Raw genomic sequence first — 17,020 nt, 5'->3', positions numbered from 1 at the left:
CGGGGGCCTACTCAAGTCGCCCGCCACTAACAGCAACCGTCAGCCATAAACCCAGCATGCTCACGCACGGCTGAGCCAGTCAATATATCCAGCCCCAGCCCCATCCTGCCACCTATGCCAATGATTGATGTTTACGCACCAAGCGACCTCTTCCCAGCCGGCACCGACAGTCGACTCGGCAAAGAACTCACCATGGCCGTTCTCCGCGCCGAAGGCGTCGCAACCCCCGGCCCATTCCACCTGAACAACACCGCCGCCTTCATCCACCGACTAGACCCGCACGCCGTACACACCGCAGCAACAGACTCCGCCCGCACCGTCCGCGTCCAAGTCATCACCCCACCAGCAGCACTAACACGCGACGGCCAGAAACAACTCGTCAAGGAAATCACCGACATCATCACCAGGATCTCCGGCGACCCGACCCAAGCAAGCCGCACCTGGGTAATACTCACCGAGGCAGCAGAAGGCGGCTGGGGACTCTCAGGCACAGCCTACGGCCGAACAGAGTTCGCAGCACTCGCAGCCAAAGCAGCCGCCGCCCGCTCGAAATAAGCGACCAACTACATTGCACTCGCTCTTTCAGAGCATGAAACCCGACCCGAACACTCTTATCGGACCCAGATGAGAGAGATTCGAAAACCATGCAACCTCAACCGAAGCCGAAAAAGCCAGCCGGAGTCATCGCAATCGCGCTAATCGCTGCCGCAGGCGGCTTGCTGTCATTGTTCGGAGCCGCGTCCGTCTTTTCCGGCAACGCCACAGGTCCCAGCTGGCTGGCAGTCGTAGTAGCAATCTTCGGCATCCTAGGCCTCGCACTCGGCGTCGGGTTCTACACTGGAGCACGCTGGGCCTGGATGGGAGGAATCGCGATCTACATCGTCTCGATTCTGCTCGGAATCCTAGAGATAGTCTATGGGGGTACTATCGGAGGAGTCGGCGGAGTCATCAGAATAGTGGCCGGAATAGTCATCCCACTGTACCTTACCCGGGTCGGGCCGAAGAAATTCTTTGGGAAAGGACCAGTCTCTCCCAGCTCTTAGCTCCCCAACGTCATCTCTTCAGCAACTCTTAACTCGACGAGGGACACATGGGGAAGCACGTTATGCAATCTGTAACCAGTAAGGTCGAGATTCGCGATCTAGCACCTGGCTTGTGGATCTGGCGTGCAGAGCACCATCACTGGAAGCCCGGCGACGACTGGCAACCAATTGTCACCTCGACCTATGTCGAATCTGGAGGGGAGAGACTGGTGATTGACCCGCTTGTTCCGAAAGCGGCAGCTGAAGAACTGTGGAAACGTCTAGACAGCCGGCCGCCAACGATGGCTGCAGCGATAATTCCTGACCACGTGCGCGACATTGACGAATTCGTCCGTCGCTATGGAGCCCGCGGCTTCGGTCCGAGGCTGTTCTGGCCTGACGACGTCCCAAAGACGCCGCTGACGATGATCGAATCGGACCAGGTGCTTCCTGGAGGCTTTGTTGCTCTCTATGATGGAAGAGGGCGGCTTGAGACACCTCTTTTGCTGCCTGAGCAGCGAGCGATAGTCTTTGGAGATGGGCTAACTGAGCGAGGTGGCGATCTCAGGATCTGGGGTTCACCGTGGCATGAAAAGCGAGCACTGCCAGCAATGCGAGAGTTACTCAAGGTTCCATTCGAGAAAGTAATCATTTCTCACGCTGACCATGAGCCGGTGCACAACCGCGCCGCCTTTGAACGCGCGCTAAACCTTCCTCCCTGGGAGGGCTAGCGGACCCCCGAAATTCCTGACCTTGCAATGACTGCAACCTAATAGACACGACCAGAAGGGAGGCGCGAATCGGTTTGTACGTTAGTATTTCCATCCACAGCCCACATCCGGACAAAGAAAAGCTAGTGATCGATTCTATGCATCGATATGGTGAGATAGCGAAGAAACAGCCTGGCCTTGTCAGCGTACACACGCTGAAAGATGAGAACACTGGCGAGCTTATTGGAATGGCCATATGGTCCTCGAAAGAATCATTTCTGGCTGCTAGGCCTGCCTTGATGAAGGTGACAGAGAAGGATGATTTTGACGCGGGGGAGAAAGCCCCAATCAGGGGCCACCGCTTAACCCCCGTCTAGGACCCAGCTGACACACTGGGGTGTTGCGGTTGAAACCGAGACCCAGTTCTAGCCGATCGGTCAAGAGCCTGGTGAGCGGTGGAATCGCCATTAAGGAGATTTCTATTCGCGCTGTCCCGTCAGGAGTTTTCGCCGCCCTGACAAAGCCCGCAAAGCTGGACACGTGGTTCACAACAGGGTCCAAGGTCGACCTCCGCGTCGGAGGAAGCTACACCAATAAGGACAAGGATGCTGGAAGATTTCTCGAGATTGTGCCCAACAAACGCCTCCGGTTCACATGGGACAACCCGGATCATGCACCGGGAACCATAGTGGAAATAGTCCTCACCAGAAACCGGGAAGGAACAACCGTTTCACTATTACATCACGGTTTTAGCAAGAGGAAGGATTTCGAACACTACTCTTCCAACGTGTCCGGCTGGAGCTGGGCGCTTTTCAATCTGAAAGCCTACCTTGAAGGGAAACCAGTGGTCCAGTACGAAGATTGGCTCAAGAAAAAGTGAGACTCGCAACTACTTGGGTTCCCTGGTTTGAGCCAGCCGCACGCTCCTTCTTCTCCGCCGTCGGTAAGCTTCTGCCAAAGCCTGTCCACTTCCTCCTGTGTTTTGCAGTCCACCGAGAACGATATGGCTACGGTGAACTTGAATTGGGGTCCACCGTTTAATGCGATGAAATCTTGTCCCTCGATTTGGACTTCCACAGTCATCACCTTCCCGCCGGCCTCCGATGGATCTCAATACCCCTCTTTTCCATAGCAGACTAATCTTTCCAATCTTTGAATTCTTGAAAACGGAAGTGTAAGAATTTCGCGCCTCCTCTGCCTTGTCGTCGAACCAGAAGAATGGCGTGATCTTCTACATATGAGCAACTGTGCATCAGATCATTTGCTAACTCTACTGCCGTGGTCGGTACGATTGGGCTACGGTAGTTTCAGCTAGCTGACCTATCTATGTTCTTCCATCAGATATTGACGATCGGATATCTTTGGGTCCGGAATACATCGGGCTGGCTCCAGGGTTTGCGAGAGAAGTCCTCGAGGTCTTCGACACCTGGGAGAAGAAAGAATCTATTCCAATGAAGGTCGAGGAACTAATACTAATCCTCCGCATAGAAATCGATAGACGCTATAACCCAAATCCGCATTACCAAGAAAAACAAAAGGTCCCCGTATTCAAGGACCCAACAATGCTGTCCAGGTGGGTAATAGCGAATTTTTCTCGGCCCTCGAGGCCTAGTCGAGTCTCGCGCCAGAGATGAGTCTACACGTAGATGTTGGACCTGCCCAGCTTGTCAAGATCGAAGCCCAGTCGTCCGACCATGTACTTGAAAACGTCCCTTCCAACCTCCGTCGCCTTCTCCGAGTCAACCAGGTCCTTCCGGAACCGGGACAATAGACTAACAGAGATATCCGTCAACGCCGCAATCAGCGTCACAACCTCCTCCACCGACACCTGCTTCCGGTCCTCGAAAACGTCCTTCTTGATGAACTCCAAGACCATACGCGCATACTTCGCCATACCGTCCCCGCCCTCCTCCATATCAGAAAGCACAGGACCCGAATCAGACATAGACAAGAGAGAAGATTATCGGCTAAATAAGAGACACGACGAGAAGAGACGACGTGCAGAGACCCAGCCTCGCCACCACAACTATCTCCGTTCTCAGCTTCATCCTCGGATCCTGGCTCATCTTCGACGCCACACGAAAACTGGTCACAGGATACTACACCGGAGAACAGACGATCGGACTAGGACCCTGGGCCACAACCGTCTCCACCATAGGAATACGAACATCAGATACGGCCCTCCCGTTCGTCTTCCTCGGCATACTTTGGATCGTCAACGGAGCTATCGTCTTGCTCGGATCCAGCACAAGATACGAGCGTGCTATCGCGATATCTATCATCACGCTGTTCTACGCTTTGCCTGGAACTCTCATCGGCCTCGTGACTATCTTCCTGTCCCTAAGGGAAAAACGGCTCGCGAAGCCCCGCTAGTGATTAGCGATGCGTGTGATTCATCCGTCGCTTCGTCCGCGCCAGATTCGCCCGCGCCCTAACCGTGAGCAGAACAAGCGAGCCAATCAACCCCAAAAGCCCACCGATAACAAGCAGCCACATGCTGGTAGAGATCGCAGAGAACGTCCCACAGAGGAAGCAGCCTCCGCTGGGACCTCCTCCTGATCCTCCGCCTGAGCTTCCAGAAGCCGCTTTGTCATTGACTGTTTGAGAGCTGGTAGAGGTTTTCGGTGGAGTAGACGAGTCTTGAACGGTCTCAGTCACTATGTACGACTGAACACCAGCGTAGGTATGGGTGACTGAGGCTCCAGTGGCGGTATTACCATCACCGAAATCCCAGCTTATAGTGTAGGGGCCCATTCCTCCCAGGATTGTTGCCGTGAACGTTACAGGTGAGTTCACGACAGGGATTGAGGGAGAGAGTGTGAAGCTCGTTGTCAGGTCCGACGGATTAGACATTCCAAAGATTTCGGTCATCGGCGCTGCAGCGGCATCGTTCGCGGCCAGAGTTGACAGACCGAAGTTGTTCTCCATCAGATGGAGAATCGAGAACTCGTCATACACGTCGCTAGAGGAAACGTAACCCTGCTTGACAATTCCTGGACTGTAGAACATGATCGGAGCTGGGTCGTACTCGTCCCACCAGAGCATCAGCATAGTCCTGTACCCGGGCGCAAAGAGAGTGCTGGCCAGAACCGATCCTGAAGCTGGACTCGCCAAAGATCCTGACGATCCGACGAGGAGGTCGTGGAGATATGAGTCTCCGGTCTGGATGGAGTTGTCGTGCATGTTGTGGCCATCCGTTGGAGTCAGCCAGATGAAATTGGCAGGCGATCCGGAGTTCAACGCTGCCACATACTCGGGATCGAGCGGACCAGTGCTCCCGTGAATGTTGGAACTCGTGTGAATGCTGGAAAATCCTGTGAAGGGGAAGTGGTCGTTTCCTCTCGGACATCCGTCCTCGCAGAACGCCTGCCATTTCAGACCTCCCGAGGCCATTCGATCCATGAGGGTGGGAGCGTTGATACAGCAAGAGTACCCGTCAGAGATTCCCTGGTCAGATCCGGAAATCAACGCCGTATAGCAGCCAGCTGAACATCCTCCAATAGTCCTCCCGGAGGCACCGTAACCATGGTAAAGAGGAATCGTCGCTCCAGCGGCCAACAGGGTTGCAATAAATGGAGCATTCGAGCTTCCAGCTCCGGTACCCATAACATCTGCATAATTCTGGTTCTCCATCGCTACGACAACGACACTGTCGAAGTAGGTTCCTGACGCTGCATGTGCCCGCGGAAGAGCAGGCACTGCAATCATCCCAATGACTAGCAATGCGACTAGTAATAGAGTTCTCAATCTCAACGTTCTCCTTCAGGTTTGAACCCGGCAACGCTGTGCTCCGGGTGCGGATCTAACGATACCATTTCTTGTTCTCAATCTCAACATTCCTTCACGACCTCGGGCGCGATGATTATGGCCCGAGCCGAACGGTCTGCTCGCACTGCCGAACGAGAACCAGACTCCCTGTTGTGAGCGAGTTCCTCGGCAAGAAACTAGTATACCATGCATTTTCGGTATAGGCGATACCGAACCTCTTGTCCAAGATTCGGGTTCTCCTGCCCAGTCACCACTGCAGTCTTGCGTGGAAGCACAGTGCCCAAGGGCCTTCGAGTTGGCCTCGAGACTAAGGAACCCGAGAAACAGCAGGTCTGGAGGGGAAGCTGAATCCCTCTACTCGGTTGTCGACTCCGAAAAGTTCTGTTTCAATCAGGGTCGCTCCCGCCTGCGAGACTGAATCCGTCGTGTGGTGAAGGAGGAGTCTCATGAAAAATAACTCGTTCCCAATTTCTGAAGAACCTCGAGGCTCAGCGGTTGGAGCTACTAACGGCTCCATTGCTCCAAACGGCGCATTATTCCAATCTCATTCATAACATCTGCGGTGCAAACCGATTACTTCGTTAGTTGGTGAGTTCGAGGCGAAAATCTGCTAAACGATAGCCTTCCTACCGCCTCGAGTGTAATATCGAACGAGGATGTATGAGATAACGGGGATTGCAACCACGCCTTCAAGCAAGGGAATCGGATCGGCGAGAATATTCTGCAAGTTCGCCAGGATTTCCAACCGGAACAATACGAACCAACCCGCGAGAAGAGCGATGCCGACCACAAACAATGGAACCTGAAACGGTTTTAACTGCGGCAGCTTTGGAAGCTTGTCTCTCCTTTGCGTTTCCCCCGCTGCGAACAGCATCGCAATCGCCGAGTAGCCGACCGCCCAGACTGGGTTGGATTCAATGAGTTCTGCAAACGGGTGCGCATGGGCAAGTCCAAACGGGTACGCCAGCCAGATTGCAATGACTGCTAGAGAACCTACTAGGAATCCACGATCCAGAAGATGACTATTCTGGGCGAATCCGTAGACTCGTCTCCAGGGAACAGGCTGGCTTCCCTCCCTTAGGTCCGGGTCCGCGGCGTTGACGTATCCGAGTACATCCTCCTGATAGAAGTAGACTCTTACGTTCGGGTCGGGCGTACTCTGGCTCATGGTCTGGTCGTACATTCCTCGTTTCACGAGTCTCGTTAGAGGGTAGAACCATTCGACGCCCCTGTCCTTCGCGGTTGTGAAGGAGTCTTGAAGCATGTGGAGAAAGATCCCCAGGGAGAAGAATGGGTTTACCAAGTAACCGATGAGTATCATGAATACGTTGTGGAATCTTGCGCGGTGATACTGCTCTTCGGCGTAGACTTGCTGTCTGACGTACCAGTATTCCCTGTCAAGATCAGGGATCAACGTTCCGAGACCGATCAATAACACGATCTCAGGATTGTTCCCGAAAAAGACCGCTCCAATGGCCAATCCGAACGAGAGATGCGAAGGAAGGTCCAAGATTCTTCTCGTGAAATTACTCTCAAAATAAAAGCTAGCGCGGACCAACGATCCTCGGCGAAACTTTGGGCTTCACACCCTCAGCTTCTATTCGATAATGTCTGGAGGTTTTTCCCAAATATTGGCAGAGCTGCCCGGACCCATCATGGGGACCCCTATTTCCCGAGTTACCCGATAATCAGAGTTAACCCATATCCGAGAGCAAATCCTAGAGCTGGCGAGATAGCCCAGCTTGCAATGATGAGGAAGACGTTTCTGGCGTTCATGACCCGCATCTTGCTGGCCAAGCCGGACCCTATGATTCCCGAGGAGACTGTTTCAGTGGTGGATAATGGAACTCCAAGCTGGTTCGCCAATTCAACTGTTCCGGCGCCCAGTAGCTGGGAATAGAACGCGTTAGGGTACCGGAGGTTGTAGATTCCCTCCGTCAGTCTTCTTAGAGCGCCTCTACCGAGAGCAAACACTCCAAGAACGCTTCCAGTCCCGACCACCACAGTTGCAACCTGAGACTGGTTGGAGGGCACGCCGGCGATAAGTCCTAGAGCGTTGCTGCCGGTGACGTATGCGGAGAGAAAGGCCATCACGATCAACCCGGCCTTCAGTAGTGAGAGTTTCAGCCATAGGTTTCGTACGCTATATCGGTCGTCGAGTCGGACGAAGAGCAGTCCGAGACCTGTCGCTACTATTGGCGCGCTTATCCAGAAGAGGAGAATGAGAACCAGATAATCGGTCTGATGTAGCGCGCGGACAGCGAAACTCACACCCAAGATTGTCCCGGTTAGCGATTTTGAAAGAGATAGAGGGATCTTGGACAGTTCTCCTCCGATGAAAATTAGCAGTGTAGCTAGGAGTATCGAGAAAATTTCCGTGCTAGTTTCGGCTGGAAGAAAGGTTTGCCTGACTCGAAAGAGCTTGGGACCCTCGACCAACAATCCCAGTAGATATCCTGCAAGGGCGATCATGATTCCCGAGCGTTTGTTGACCATTCTACTACCGATAATCGTCCCACAGCATGCTGAGAGATTGTTTCCGCTTACGACGGCTCCCAAAAGCCCCGCTAAAACAAGGGAAAGAGCGTCAAGGGAAAGGTTCAATATTGGGCTTCCTAGGCGCCGAGACCCTTCATTATCGCGATAACAAGGTCCGACGCGTCCTCGCAACGGTCGAGAATATCATCGGCCTCGATCGTGGTCTCGATGTAGTTGTGGAAGGAAGCGTAGTCAAGCACTTCCCAAGATCCATAAATCTCGTCGAGCATATTGTCCTTAACATCATCTCCCTGTTCTTCCAATCGTTCAATCTTCTTGGCGAGTTCAAGAGATTGCCTCATGTCTGAGCCTGCGATGTTGAAGAGTTTCCGTAGCACCTGAAGCTGCATGAGCCCAATCTCTATCAAGCGAACTTGATCTTTGCGGATGATCGCGTCGAATTCTTTGGCCTCCCGCAACGGCCTCTTGCTCACCCTTCTGATCTGGCGTGACAACGCGTGAGCTCTGTCGAGAACACCGTCAACAGAGTCGGCTAACCTCTCGAACTCTCTCATTAGAAGCGCCGATATGGATCCCTTCCCGAACATTTCCTCAAGCGATTGAACTATCGTGTCTCCCTTCTTCTCCAATAGACTAATCCTGTTAGTGCATGTTTCAATATCCGAGAGTCCATTGGGAGAGTTAGTAAGTATCTTGATTAGAAGATGAAGCGACTCCTCGCCGAGGCTAGCGAGCTCATCGATCCGGGTGAAAGCGTCCCTCTCGCCCAGCTGGAAGAAGCCTTTGACGCGACGAATCACTTGGTTCATAACAATCATTCTCCACTGGAAAGAGAGAGGGTATCTAAGCGACCTTGACAATTCAGCCCGGACGGGCTAGAAAAGAATGCTGTATCTATCAATCTGACACCGAGGCTCCCCAACCTCTGCCTTAGAGACGCAGCAGAAGAATCAGATTCGCGATAGCTAGATCGATTATTGTCAACGGAATGGATCTCTTCGCGAACCGGGCGAAACTCAACCTTTGTTTAGGCTTGTTTAGAATGTTCAACGCGACAATGTTGGAAGCCGTACCCACAGGCGTAGCCATTCCTCCTATCCCAGTGCCCACAGCGAGCGCCCAGGCAAGTGGCGCGATGGGCACGCCGGGAGTGTTAGCCATAACCGCAATGACCGGTATGAAAACCGTGGCCAATGGCACGTTGTCTACAACCTGTGAGATCAGCGCGGTTACCCAGAGAACCAAGGTCACTGCCAACGCGACGTTTCCTCCAGAGATCTGTATCATCTCGCTCCCTAGCATTGAGAGGACTCCTGTTTTTCCGAGGGCGGCTACGAGAATGAACAAGCCTCCGAAAAAGAAGAAAATCTGCCAGTCTATTCGAGCGAGGACGTGCTGAACCTCGTTCGACCGGGACGATTCGTAGACCAGTATGAGAAATGCGGGGAGAAGAGTTGCGAGAGCGGCTGAGACCCCGAGAAAACTGTGGACGACAAGAAAGCTAACTGCGAGCAATAGGGATACGAGACTAACCCGCAACAGTCCACGGTCCTTCACAGCTTCTGAGGGGCTCCGCAGATCGAGAACGGGTCTCTGCCGATGACGTCTCATCGCGTCCCGATGGAGAAAATTCCGATTTTTTAGATAGAGTAACGCGCCGTTCACCGCAATTGCGGCAAGAGCTATCGGTGCTGTGTTCTGTAGAAACTGGTTGAAGGTCAATCCGAGAGAAGAGCCGATTATCACGTTTGTTGGGTCTCCTACCATGGTAGCCAGGCCGCCTATGTTTGCGGCGAGAACCTCTGCAATGACGAATGGAACCGGGTCGATCTCCAGGCCTTCAAACACTTCTACCGTCAGAGGCACGATGAAGAGTGCGACCGTCACGATATCAAGGAGGGAGGCCATTCCGGCGGTCATGAGTGGGAGAAGGACGTACATGCGGAGGGGATGAGCATCGACCGATCTTGCAAGGTGTAGTCCCACCCATTCGAAGAATCCTGCTTCGCGGAGTGATGAGGCGATGATGAACATTCCCAGCAATACTCCGAGCGCCTGCCAGTTGATTGCTGAAGCTAGATCCGATTCCGTGAGAACGCCGGTTCCCACCATCAACGTTGCGCCTAGAACGGCTGCAGAGGGCTTGTGGAAGCGATCCGAGAGGATGAGAATGTAGGTGCCGATGAAGACTCCGATAACTATGACGCCTATTGTCGTGGAGAGAACCAAATTCCCTCGCGGCTAGAGGCTTGTTTCGTAAAAAAGGCTCCCTTGAAAAGAGTGGGCTCATTTTTCTGCTTAGGATTCTAGGTTCCGAGGCGGGGTAGGCTGACGAGTATCAGTCTGTTTCCTTGCAAGGATGGCTTATCGTGTCTCTCTACTTCGGTTATGGTTTTGTTGATTCGTTTGAGTTCTGCCAGAGCGTGATTGTAGGCTTTGTCTGACAGAATTGAGTAGGAAAGGGTGATTCGTTCTTCAGCGACCGCGTTGGCGATTTGTTTCAATGTCTTTTCGTCTGCGCTGGCGATCTCTTCGGCCATGAGGCGAAAATCCAATCCTATTGAAACGAGGGTCGACTGGAGAATGGTCTTGAGTTCTTCAGGTCTCGCGGCCTTGAGCCTTTTCCTCTGTTCAGAGGGGTCTAAGGCTTCGAAGAACTTTTCGTCCAGGCGGTAGTACTTCTCAACATAGTTCTTCTTGACGAGGGCCTCGGGCTTGGCGAGAATACCGTCCCTTACCATTTGACTTACGAAGTGGTAGAGGTTTGCTTTGCTGACCCTTACGAGCTTTGACATCTGAGTCACAGTCATTTTGTCTTGGTGAGTGAGAAGCATTAGAATGCCGAGCTTTGTGGGATTCTGGAGCGTGTTTAGGAGTACGTTGTAGATATCTCTCTTTGACATTACCAGAAGGCTCAAATACGCGTCAATTTAATTGTTACGTATCAAGGGAGTTTATACGTGACCCTCGATCAGATAGAGCAGCGGAAACCTAGCTTCCGTCGGGTGTTCTCCAACAGATCCTTCAGTCTTCTCTGGATCGGTCAAATGGTTTCGCAGTCAGGAGACTACATCTTCGACATTGTAGCGCTCTGGCTGGTCCTGCAACTGACAGGGGACATTTTCAAAGTAGGGTTGACAACTGCGACCATTCTCCTCCCTCCAGTTGTGATCGGCCCTCTCGCAGGGGTCTACGTGGACAAGTTCAACCGTCGAGACATCATTCTCCTCAGCAATATTTTCCAGGCCACAACAGTCGCAGCTATCGCAGTTCTCTATACATTGGAGGCTCTCACCTTCCCGATTCTACTCGTACTACTGTTTCTCTTGAACGCTGGCGCTCAGTTTGTCAGACCCGCTGTCACGGCGATCATCCCGGGGCTTATGGCTAAGGAGGATCTTGCAGCAGCAAACAGTCTTTTCACGATCAGCTCATCTCTGAACCAGATTGCTGGATTCGGGATAGGGGGGTTGCTGGTCCTATTTTTGGGAATAGAGCTCCCGATCTATTACGATAGCTTCACTTTCGTATTCGCTTCTGCTAGCGTGTTCTTGATCGCTCGATCGGTTCTCGATGTTCCTTCCGTCACATCTTCGGCGTCCATCGACGGCGAGAATCCTTCTTCGTTCATGGACAAGTTTCTCCAAGGACTACGTTTCATACGGACCAGTCGTCTCTTGTTGGAGATCATCGCTCTGGCCTTAGTCCTAAACTTTTTCGGCGGAGGAATCCAAGCTCTCATAGCACCCTACGCAAAGATAACTGTCCACGGCAACTCTGGAATTTATGGTGCAATGCTAGCCGCACTGTCGCTCGGAACAGTGCTCGGCTCCATCGTGATCGGCAAGATAGAGGCGAGAAAGTATGTCGGAAAACTGTTGTTCCTCGGCGTCTTGGGAACGGGAAGCTCCGTGTCTGTCATCGGGTTCACCACAGTAGCATCGTATAGCATCATGCTCATGCTTGTAATCGGCGTTTCTCTAGCCTTTGCAAATCTCCCACTGCAAGTGCTCATCCAAGCGAAGGTTCCCGGCAACTTGCTGGGACGTGTCTTCACCTCCCTCGGAGCGCTGGTAACCGTTGCGACCCCAATTGCCGCGGTCACAACCGGCGGTGTCGCAACCACTCTACAGATCGGTCCCACGCTACAACTTTACGGGATTCTCATGATAATCGTGACCGCAGGCGCATATCTCATCTTCCAAGAAGTGCGAGATGCAAAATACTGAGAGCTATCTCTCTGACCCCGCAATAGAACGATCGAGTGCTTGGAACTCTGTTAGGTCTGCAATTGCCTGACGGTCAAGTAATCCTTCAGTCTCGTCGTCTGGCGGACGCATATGCTTGTCGATGTTTCCAGACATCAGATTCTTGACGAGGTGGGCGAACTCGTGTGCCAAGGTCACGAGAGGCTCGCGTGAGAGCTCGAAGACCGTGATCAGAAACTCGGTACGACTATTCTTTTCGCGGAAAGAGAGTAGTCCCTCGTAGTAGCCTGCTCTAGTGCCTTTGATGGGGGGAGGCGGTCTGTGACTGTACTCTATCAATAATCGGCTCCTATCCACACGGTATTTTTGGCATAAGAACGCTAGGAATTCGGTGAAGTGGTCAGGGTATTCGGTTCCTTCCATGGGGATGGTCAATACGAATTCAGGATCCTTTAGAAGCTGAGTCTGGACCTGTTAGAATAAAAACTCGCCCATTTCAAGCCCGAATCTCGATTCTGGAAAGAGACACCTTACTATCCTGAAATTCGTTCGGAATTGTCCGCTTCTTTCAAGTCCATCCGAGCCCACAATTGCGCCCTGAATCGCCTGTCTCGGCTGTTATAAGCACCAGACGGGAAATGGTTTCTGGAAAATAGGGGGTCTTAGCGACCGACCCTCGCACCGCAAGAGTGGTTGATGGTTGAGAGTTCCACGCGCAGTTTTGAGCATAGTTTTATCAACAAAGCAACAGCCGAGACCTCATGCCACATCATCGGTACAAGCTACCTGACCTTCCTTACGCGTACAACGCCCTCGTCCCGACAATAAGCGAGGAGATCATGCGGTTACATCATGACAAACACCATCTCGCTTATGTAAACGGCGCAAACGCCGCCCTGGACAAGCTGCAGAAGGCGCGCGAGACCGGGTTCGCCGGCGTCGACATCAAAGCAATCGAGCGAGACCTCGCCTTCCACGGTTCAGGCCACACAATGCATAGCACTTTCTGGCCCAACATGAAATCGAACGCTGGAGGAAAACCAGGCGGCAAGATAGCAGACCAGATCAACACTGACTTTGGCAAGTGGGAATCGTTCAAAGAACAATTCGGCACCGCCGCCAAACAGGTTGAAGGAAGCGGCTGGGCTGTCCTAGCATACGAACCGTGGACCCAGCAATTGATCACGCTCCAGGCCGAGAAACACAACGACCTAACGGTACAAGGAGTAGTCCCAATACTCGTCCTCGACGTCTGGGAACACGCATACTACTTGCAATACCGAAATGATAGAGCCGCATATGTCGACGCTTGGTGGAACGTCGTCAATTGGGACGACGTCGAAAAGCGTCTTGAAAAAGCCAGACGATAGACGCGCGCCCCCCCAAACTCGAACCCTTTTTCATTTTTGTCCTCTTCAAGGCGCCAGAGATTCTGCAACTTCAATTCTAGAAGCCGGAGACATTTCCAGAGTTCTAACATTCTTCTGAAGGTCATTGTCATAGGCCAATCTGAAGTGCCACGGCGGCTCTCGTCCCCTGAAAACGTGTCCCGCGGTAACCAAAGCGAGTGCTAGCTCCTTCTTCTGACCGTGCATGTGAGGACCAGTTAGTTTGGCTACTTGGACTGCTCGGAATCCTTCCGCGTAAGTATGCCAACGTTTCCTCTTCTTGTCGTAGAAAGGAGTTGCTTCCATCAGTCTCGCCGCATATGCAATCACCGCTCGATCATTCATTATGATGCTAATCTTCGCACGCCACTCGTCATTCCCGTAACTTGCCCAGAGAACTGACCCCTCGCCCTCTATGATTCCCGCCAACCAAGCTCGGTCCTCTCCGCAACGAAGAGCTCGTGTTACCTGACCTTGAATTTTCTTCTTTCGAGCACGAATGCTGAAGACCGCTGACTTCTGCATGTCCCTGTTACAGAATGGACCCATTTGCTTGAGATCGTCTTTTCTCGCACTGGTCGACGAAACTATTCGACTCGATCTATCAGAATTATACGCCTGGGTGACCTAAAGAAGAACGACTGGCGAACTACATTCATGCTCGGCTGACCGTTGTCAGCTGGGACGATGTCGAGAAGCGGCTAGAAAAGGCCAGACGCTAGCTCCTCCAAGTCTTCCTCCTCTTCCTTTTTCTTCGCTACGGCCACAGGCTTTACCGCACGCGCTTTGACCTTGACCTTGGACGCCGGAAGCGGCTTGCCATGCCCCGGACAGATAATCTCTGGACCCAGATCCAAGACCCGTCTAATGCTCGCCCCGGTCTGAGGAATACTCTCCATTAACAACGGCTCCACAAGCCGGCCACGACGAGCTCTAACGAGATCCCCGACAATGGCTACACTTGGCTGGTTAAGAAACAGCGTAACCGACCCCTTCGTATGTCCAGGCGTCCAGATCACAGACCCATCCAAACCCACTTCTTCCAACACAAATTCTTCGTCCGCAGCGAGATCCACCTTAGTCGTATGAAACTTGATAATCCGAAAAAGCTTCAACGACCAATATTCAAGCGTTGTAAGCCTTCTCACCATTCTTCCATAGAAGCTCCAAGCACTCGGAGCCGTTATCACGAGAGTCCCAGCCGCGTATGGCTTCTCAAAGGGATGAGAAGCCAGCTTCGCTCCTGTCTGTTTTTTCAAAGCAGCCGCACTCCCGATATGGTCCAGGTGCCGATGAGTCAACAGTACAAGCTTCAGGTCCGAAGGTTTCCTTCCGAGTTTTGCGACGGCCTTGAGAATTCCCTTCTCGCTCCCGGGCAGACCGCTGTCCACTAACACGAGACCTTTTGGAGCCTCAACAAGGTAGGTGTTGGCCGCTCGAGCAGGAACCCTGTAAACCCCCTCAGCAATCTTGCGCAACTAGAGAGACTACCTTTCTATTCCCGACCCATGTTTTTGCGATAGAATCTTGCTCCGCTCAATGCCTACCCTGGCCTTCACGCTTGACCCATCGCGAGCCAATTTAAGAATGGTGAACCGAACGCACGGCATCACCAGTCCATAGAAATGAGTTTCACGATTCGAAATTTACTCGCGAATGTTGAGTTTCTCTATCTCTCCGACTCGCTCGAGAATCTCATCCAATGGGCAAGGATCGAGATCAGGTTTTCTCATGTATGCGGCAGCGGTTGCATTCGCGAAGGACAATCGTTCCGTGTGACCAAGGCCTATGCCCTGCGCAAAAACGTCACCCGCGTTCCACGCATCTCCAGCCCCCGTGACCTTGAGCGGAGGTGTGCTGGCACAGAGGACTCGTTCTCTCTGGCCGTCAATGAAAGTCGCGGAGAAGACCGGAGTGTGAAGATCAACCCTACTTCCAAGCATGCTGAAGACACCGGCGGCCTTGAATAATGGATTCTCCTCATCCCCTTCAAACCCTCCCGTCTCCTCGCGGACAGCAGCGGCCAGTTGGGTGAGCTCATTCTCGTTAACGCTAAGAACGTCAACGAGCCCCTTGGAGAGAACCCGATCGTTGAGCCTCGGAATCTCGCTTGCCCTCGAAGTGGGATCTCCAGGGTCAAAGAAAGTTACCCCTTTTCCCTCATTCTTCACGGTCTGAAACACCTCCTCAGCCAACTCAGTCCCCTTCAAGTTCTGGTTCCAGTTGAAAACACATACAAAATCAGCTTCGCGTATCAGCTCCCGGTCCTTTTCGGCCAGTTTCTCAGGGCCGAACTTCGATAACGATCCGGGATCGCTTGCCATGATGTTGACCTGTCTCCCCGAATGCTGAGCCTCAAAAGCGAGAGTGCTAGAGAGAGATCCAGTAGTTCTGACATGAGACAGATCGGCGCTCTTCAGAAATTGAGCGAGAGCCATACCGCCAAACTCGTCTGTCTCGATCACAGGAACCACGTTTACGCCTAGCTTGGCGAGCTGGGCCGAAAAGTTGGAAGCATTTCCGCCTCTACCAACCAAGTGCTTCCAGCCAAGCAGGTTTCCACCTCCTCTGGCCGCAACATCAACCATTGCTTTAGCCATCTCGTCAAGCTCGCCGGCAAAGGTGAGGATGTAGTCGAGATAGAAGTCCGGCATCGCAACAACCTTGAACGCGTGTTTGCCTGCTGCCTTTTCCTTCAGCGTAGATGCAAGCCGAGACAAATATTTGTCACCATAATTGATCGTATTTTCCTACTATTAGTTGATAAGGCTCGCTCGAACAATACAAAACAACTTGGACCGAAACATGCCCGAGGAACACGAGCACACCATAACAAGACACAAGATCCAACAACTCATATCCCGAATACTGCGCACTGCAAAGTTTGACACCGAGACCATTCATGAGCTCAAAGAAGACAAGACCGCAACCGGGCAGGCAGTCGCCGTACTGCTCCTAGTGGGCCTGTCCTACGGACTCGGATACAGCATTTTCACGGGACTCCAAACACGCAGCCTATCACCCAACCAGCTCATATCAGGAACCATAGCCAACATGATCTTTACCGACTTCGCGGTGTTCATATGGTCCGCGACGGTCTTCCTCGTCGGAGCAAAACTTTTCCAGGGCAAAACCGGCTATTGGCAATTAGCCAGACCTCTATTCTTCTCTACTGCCCCAGGCACCCTGTTTATCTTGATCGCCATACCATTCTCGCCGATCATTGTAACTACGGCAGTTATCGCCTCGGCCTGGATTGTGTCAGCGGAGTTCGTCGCCCTCAAGAACGCGATGGGTTTCAACACGCAACGGGCGCTATTAACCTCAGTTGTAGGCCTGTTAGTCCTCGCCTTCATCCAAATGACGGTCTAGCCGAACCGAAGTCAAGACTTTGGAGGATCCATAGTTGTTTAGAGATTACCCGT

At 52.6% G+C, this 17,020-nt stretch carries 21 protein-coding genes and 1 pseudogene; 9 read left to right on the top strand and 13 right to left on the bottom strand.

The features are described from left to right. The first annotated feature begins 114 nt into the window (after positions 1-114). The 5 genes from VGS11_09740 (at position 115) to VGS11_09720 (ending at position 2,612) form a co-directional block, all read left to right on the top strand. On the top strand, positions 115-555 hold the full coding sequence (locus VGS11_09740) for a hypothetical protein (GenBank protein HEV2120367.1): 441 nt from the start codon (positions 115-117) through the stop codon (positions 553-555). Positions 556-644: 89 nt separating this feature from the next. Continuing rightward, positions 645-1,043, top strand: coding sequence for a hypothetical protein (locus VGS11_09735; GenBank protein HEV2120366.1), 399 nt, complete (start codon positions 645-647; stop codon positions 1,041-1,043). A 47-nt stretch (positions 1,044-1,090) separates the two neighbouring features. Next, a complete protein-coding gene (locus tag VGS11_09730) occupies positions 1,091-1,753 on the top strand; it encodes a hypothetical protein (protein HEV2120365.1) in 663 nt (220 codons plus the stop codon). 74 nt (positions 1,754-1,827) lie between these two features. Further along, positions 1,828-2,109 (top strand): hypothetical protein, encoded by a 282-nt coding sequence (locus VGS11_09725; protein HEV2120364.1) that lies wholly within the window; start codon positions 1,828-1,830, stop codon positions 2,107-2,109. 71 nt (positions 2,110-2,180) lie between these two features. Next, positions 2,181-2,612 carry an SRPBCC domain-containing protein gene (locus VGS11_09720; GenBank protein HEV2120363.1) on the top strand — a complete coding sequence of 144 codons (432 nt, stop codon included), beginning with the start codon at positions 2,181-2,183 and terminating at the stop codon, positions 2,610-2,612. On the opposite strand, the gene VGS11_09715 is transcribed toward VGS11_09720, so the two are convergent. The 3 genes and pseudogenes from VGS11_09715 to VGS11_09705 all read right to left on the bottom strand — a co-directional run bounded on the left by VGS11_09715 (position 2,558) and on the right by VGS11_09705 (position 3,626). Further along, the gene (locus tag VGS11_09715) at positions 2,558-2,815 is read right to left on the bottom strand and encodes a VOC family protein (GenBank protein ID HEV2120362.1); all 258 of its coding nucleotides are present in this window, start codon (positions 2,813-2,815) and stop codon (positions 2,558-2,560) included. The genes VGS11_09720 and VGS11_09715 overlap by 55 nt on opposite strands. 97 nt (positions 2,816-2,912) lie before the next feature. Continuing rightward, positions 2,913-2,960: pseudogene (locus tag VGS11_09710) on the bottom strand (hypothetical protein). A gap of 408 nt (positions 2,961-3,368) precedes the next feature. Continuing rightward, positions 3,369-3,626: a hypothetical protein gene (locus tag VGS11_09705; protein HEV2120361.1), complete on the bottom strand. Its 258-nt coding sequence runs from the start codon at positions 3,624-3,626 to the stop codon at positions 3,369-3,371. A gap of 104 nt (positions 3,627-3,730) precedes the next feature. Between VGS11_09705 and VGS11_09700 the strand changes: the two genes are divergently transcribed. After that, positions 3,731-4,105, top strand: coding sequence for a hypothetical protein (locus VGS11_09700; protein ID HEV2120360.1), 375 nt, complete (start codon positions 3,731-3,733; stop codon positions 4,103-4,105). A gap of 3 nt (positions 4,106-4,108) precedes the next feature. Here the strand turns inward: VGS11_09700 and VGS11_09695 are convergent, their stop codons facing one another. The 6 genes from VGS11_09695 to VGS11_09670 form a co-directional block, all read right to left on the bottom strand. Continuing rightward, positions 4,109-5,479, bottom strand: coding sequence for a PKD domain-containing protein (locus VGS11_09695; GenBank protein ID HEV2120359.1), 1,371 nt, complete (start codon positions 5,477-5,479; stop codon positions 4,109-4,111). A gap of 631 nt (positions 5,480-6,110) precedes the next feature. Then, positions 6,111-7,010 (bottom strand): metal-dependent hydrolase, encoded by a 900-nt coding sequence (locus VGS11_09690; protein ID HEV2120358.1) that lies wholly within the window; start codon positions 7,008-7,010, stop codon positions 6,111-6,113. A gap of 167 nt (positions 7,011-7,177) precedes the next feature. After that, entirely contained in the window at positions 7,178-8,104 is a 927-nt protein-coding gene (locus VGS11_09685; GenBank protein ID HEV2120357.1) for an inorganic phosphate transporter, read from the bottom strand. Between the two features lie 11 nt (positions 8,105-8,115). After that, positions 8,116-8,808 carry a DUF47 family protein gene (locus VGS11_09680; GenBank protein ID HEV2120356.1) on the bottom strand — a complete coding sequence of 231 codons (693 nt, stop codon included), beginning with the start codon at positions 8,806-8,808 and terminating at the stop codon, positions 8,116-8,118. 121 nt (positions 8,809-8,929) lie between these two features. Then, a complete protein-coding gene (locus VGS11_09675) occupies positions 8,930-10,228 on the bottom strand; it encodes an SLC13 family permease (protein HEV2120355.1) in 1,299 nt (432 codons plus the stop codon). Between the two features lie 77 nt (positions 10,229-10,305). Beyond that, complete coding sequence (locus tag VGS11_09670; protein HEV2120354.1) at positions 10,306-10,917, bottom strand: winged helix-turn-helix domain-containing protein; 612 nt, start codon at positions 10,915-10,917, stop codon at positions 10,306-10,308. A 42-nt stretch (positions 10,918-10,959) separates the two neighbouring features. Here VGS11_09670 and VGS11_09665 point away from each other — a divergent pair, with 42 nt between their 5' ends. Continuing rightward, positions 10,960-12,228 carry an MFS transporter gene (locus VGS11_09665; GenBank protein ID HEV2120353.1) on the top strand — a complete coding sequence of 423 codons (1,269 nt, stop codon included), beginning with the start codon at positions 10,960-10,962 and terminating at the stop codon, positions 12,226-12,228. A 3-nt stretch (positions 12,229-12,231) separates the two neighbouring features. Here VGS11_09665 and VGS11_09660 read toward each other — a convergent pair whose 3' ends face one another. Further along, positions 12,232-12,642, bottom strand: a complete 411-nt coding sequence (locus VGS11_09660; protein ID HEV2120352.1) for a hypothetical protein — start codon at positions 12,640-12,642, stop codon at positions 12,232-12,234. A gap of 326 nt (positions 12,643-12,968) precedes the next feature. Between VGS11_09660 and VGS11_09655 the strand changes: the two genes are divergently transcribed. After that, positions 12,969-13,577: a superoxide dismutase gene (locus VGS11_09655; protein HEV2120351.1), complete on the top strand. Its 609-nt coding sequence runs from the start codon at positions 12,969-12,971 to the stop codon at positions 13,575-13,577. A gap of 45 nt (positions 13,578-13,622) precedes the next feature. On the opposite strand, the gene VGS11_09650 is transcribed toward VGS11_09655, so the two are convergent. The 3 genes from VGS11_09650 to VGS11_09640 all read right to left on the bottom strand — a co-directional run bounded on the left by VGS11_09650 (position 13,623) and on the right by VGS11_09640 (position 16,315). Beyond that, entirely contained in the window at positions 13,623-14,144 is a 522-nt protein-coding gene (locus tag VGS11_09650; protein ID HEV2120350.1) for a hypothetical protein, read from the bottom strand. Between the two features lie 152 nt (positions 14,145-14,296). Further along, positions 14,297-15,073: an MBL fold metallo-hydrolase gene (locus VGS11_09645; GenBank protein ID HEV2120349.1), complete on the bottom strand. Its 777-nt coding sequence runs from the start codon at positions 15,071-15,073 to the stop codon at positions 14,297-14,299. Positions 15,074-15,241: 168 nt separating this feature from the next. Then, positions 15,242-16,315, bottom strand: coding sequence for a PfkB family carbohydrate kinase (locus VGS11_09640; GenBank protein HEV2120348.1), 1,074 nt, complete (start codon positions 16,313-16,315; stop codon positions 15,242-15,244). Between the two features lie 85 nt (positions 16,316-16,400). Here VGS11_09640 and VGS11_09635 point away from each other — a divergent pair, with 85 nt between their 5' ends. Further along, positions 16,401-16,967, top strand: a complete 567-nt coding sequence (locus VGS11_09635) for a Yip1 family protein (protein HEV2120347.1) — start codon at positions 16,401-16,403, stop codon at positions 16,965-16,967. Positions 16,968-17,020: the final 53 nt, after the last annotated feature.

It is taken from the genome of Candidatus Bathyarchaeia archaeon, assembly GCA_035935655.1.
Lineage (GTDB): Archaea > Thermoproteota > Bathyarchaeia > 40CM-2-53-6 > 40CM-2-53-6 > 40CM-2-53-6.
Note: the sequence above shows the minus strand (reverse complement) of the source record. Positions and strands in the feature narration are given on the sequence as shown.

Bases quoted from the DNA above. Each gene is read 5' to 3' on its own strand.
- VGS11_09705 (HEV2120361.1), bottom strand. From the start codon at position 3,626: ATGGCGAAGTATGCGCGTATGGTCTTGGAGTTCATCAAGAAGGACGTT.
- VGS11_09715 (HEV2120362.1), bottom strand. From the start codon at position 2,815: ATGACTGTGGAAGTCCAAATCGAGGGACAAGATTTCATCGCATTAAAC.
- VGS11_09655 (HEV2120351.1), top strand. From the start codon at position 12,969: ATGCCACATCATCGGTACAAGCTACCTGACCTTCCTTACGCGTACAAC.
- VGS11_09650 (HEV2120350.1), bottom strand. From the start codon at position 14,144: ATGGGTCCATTCTGTAACAGGGACATGCAGAAGTCAGCGGTCTTCAGC.
- VGS11_09680 (HEV2120356.1), bottom strand. From the start codon at position 8,808: ATGAACCAAGTGATTCGTCGCGTCAAAGGCTTCTTCCAGCTGGGCGAG.
- VGS11_09730 (HEV2120365.1), top strand. From the start codon at position 1,091: ATGGGGAAGCACGTTATGCAATCTGTAACCAGTAAGGTCGAGATTCGC.
- VGS11_09735 (HEV2120366.1), top strand. From the start codon at position 645: ATGCAACCTCAACCGAAGCCGAAAAAGCCAGCCGGAGTCATCGCAATC.
- VGS11_09740 (HEV2120367.1), top strand. From the start codon at position 115: ATGCCAATGATTGATGTTTACGCACCAAGCGACCTCTTCCCAGCCGGC.
- VGS11_09635 (HEV2120347.1), top strand. From the start codon at position 16,401: ATGCCCGAGGAACACGAGCACACCATAACAAGACACAAGATCCAACAA.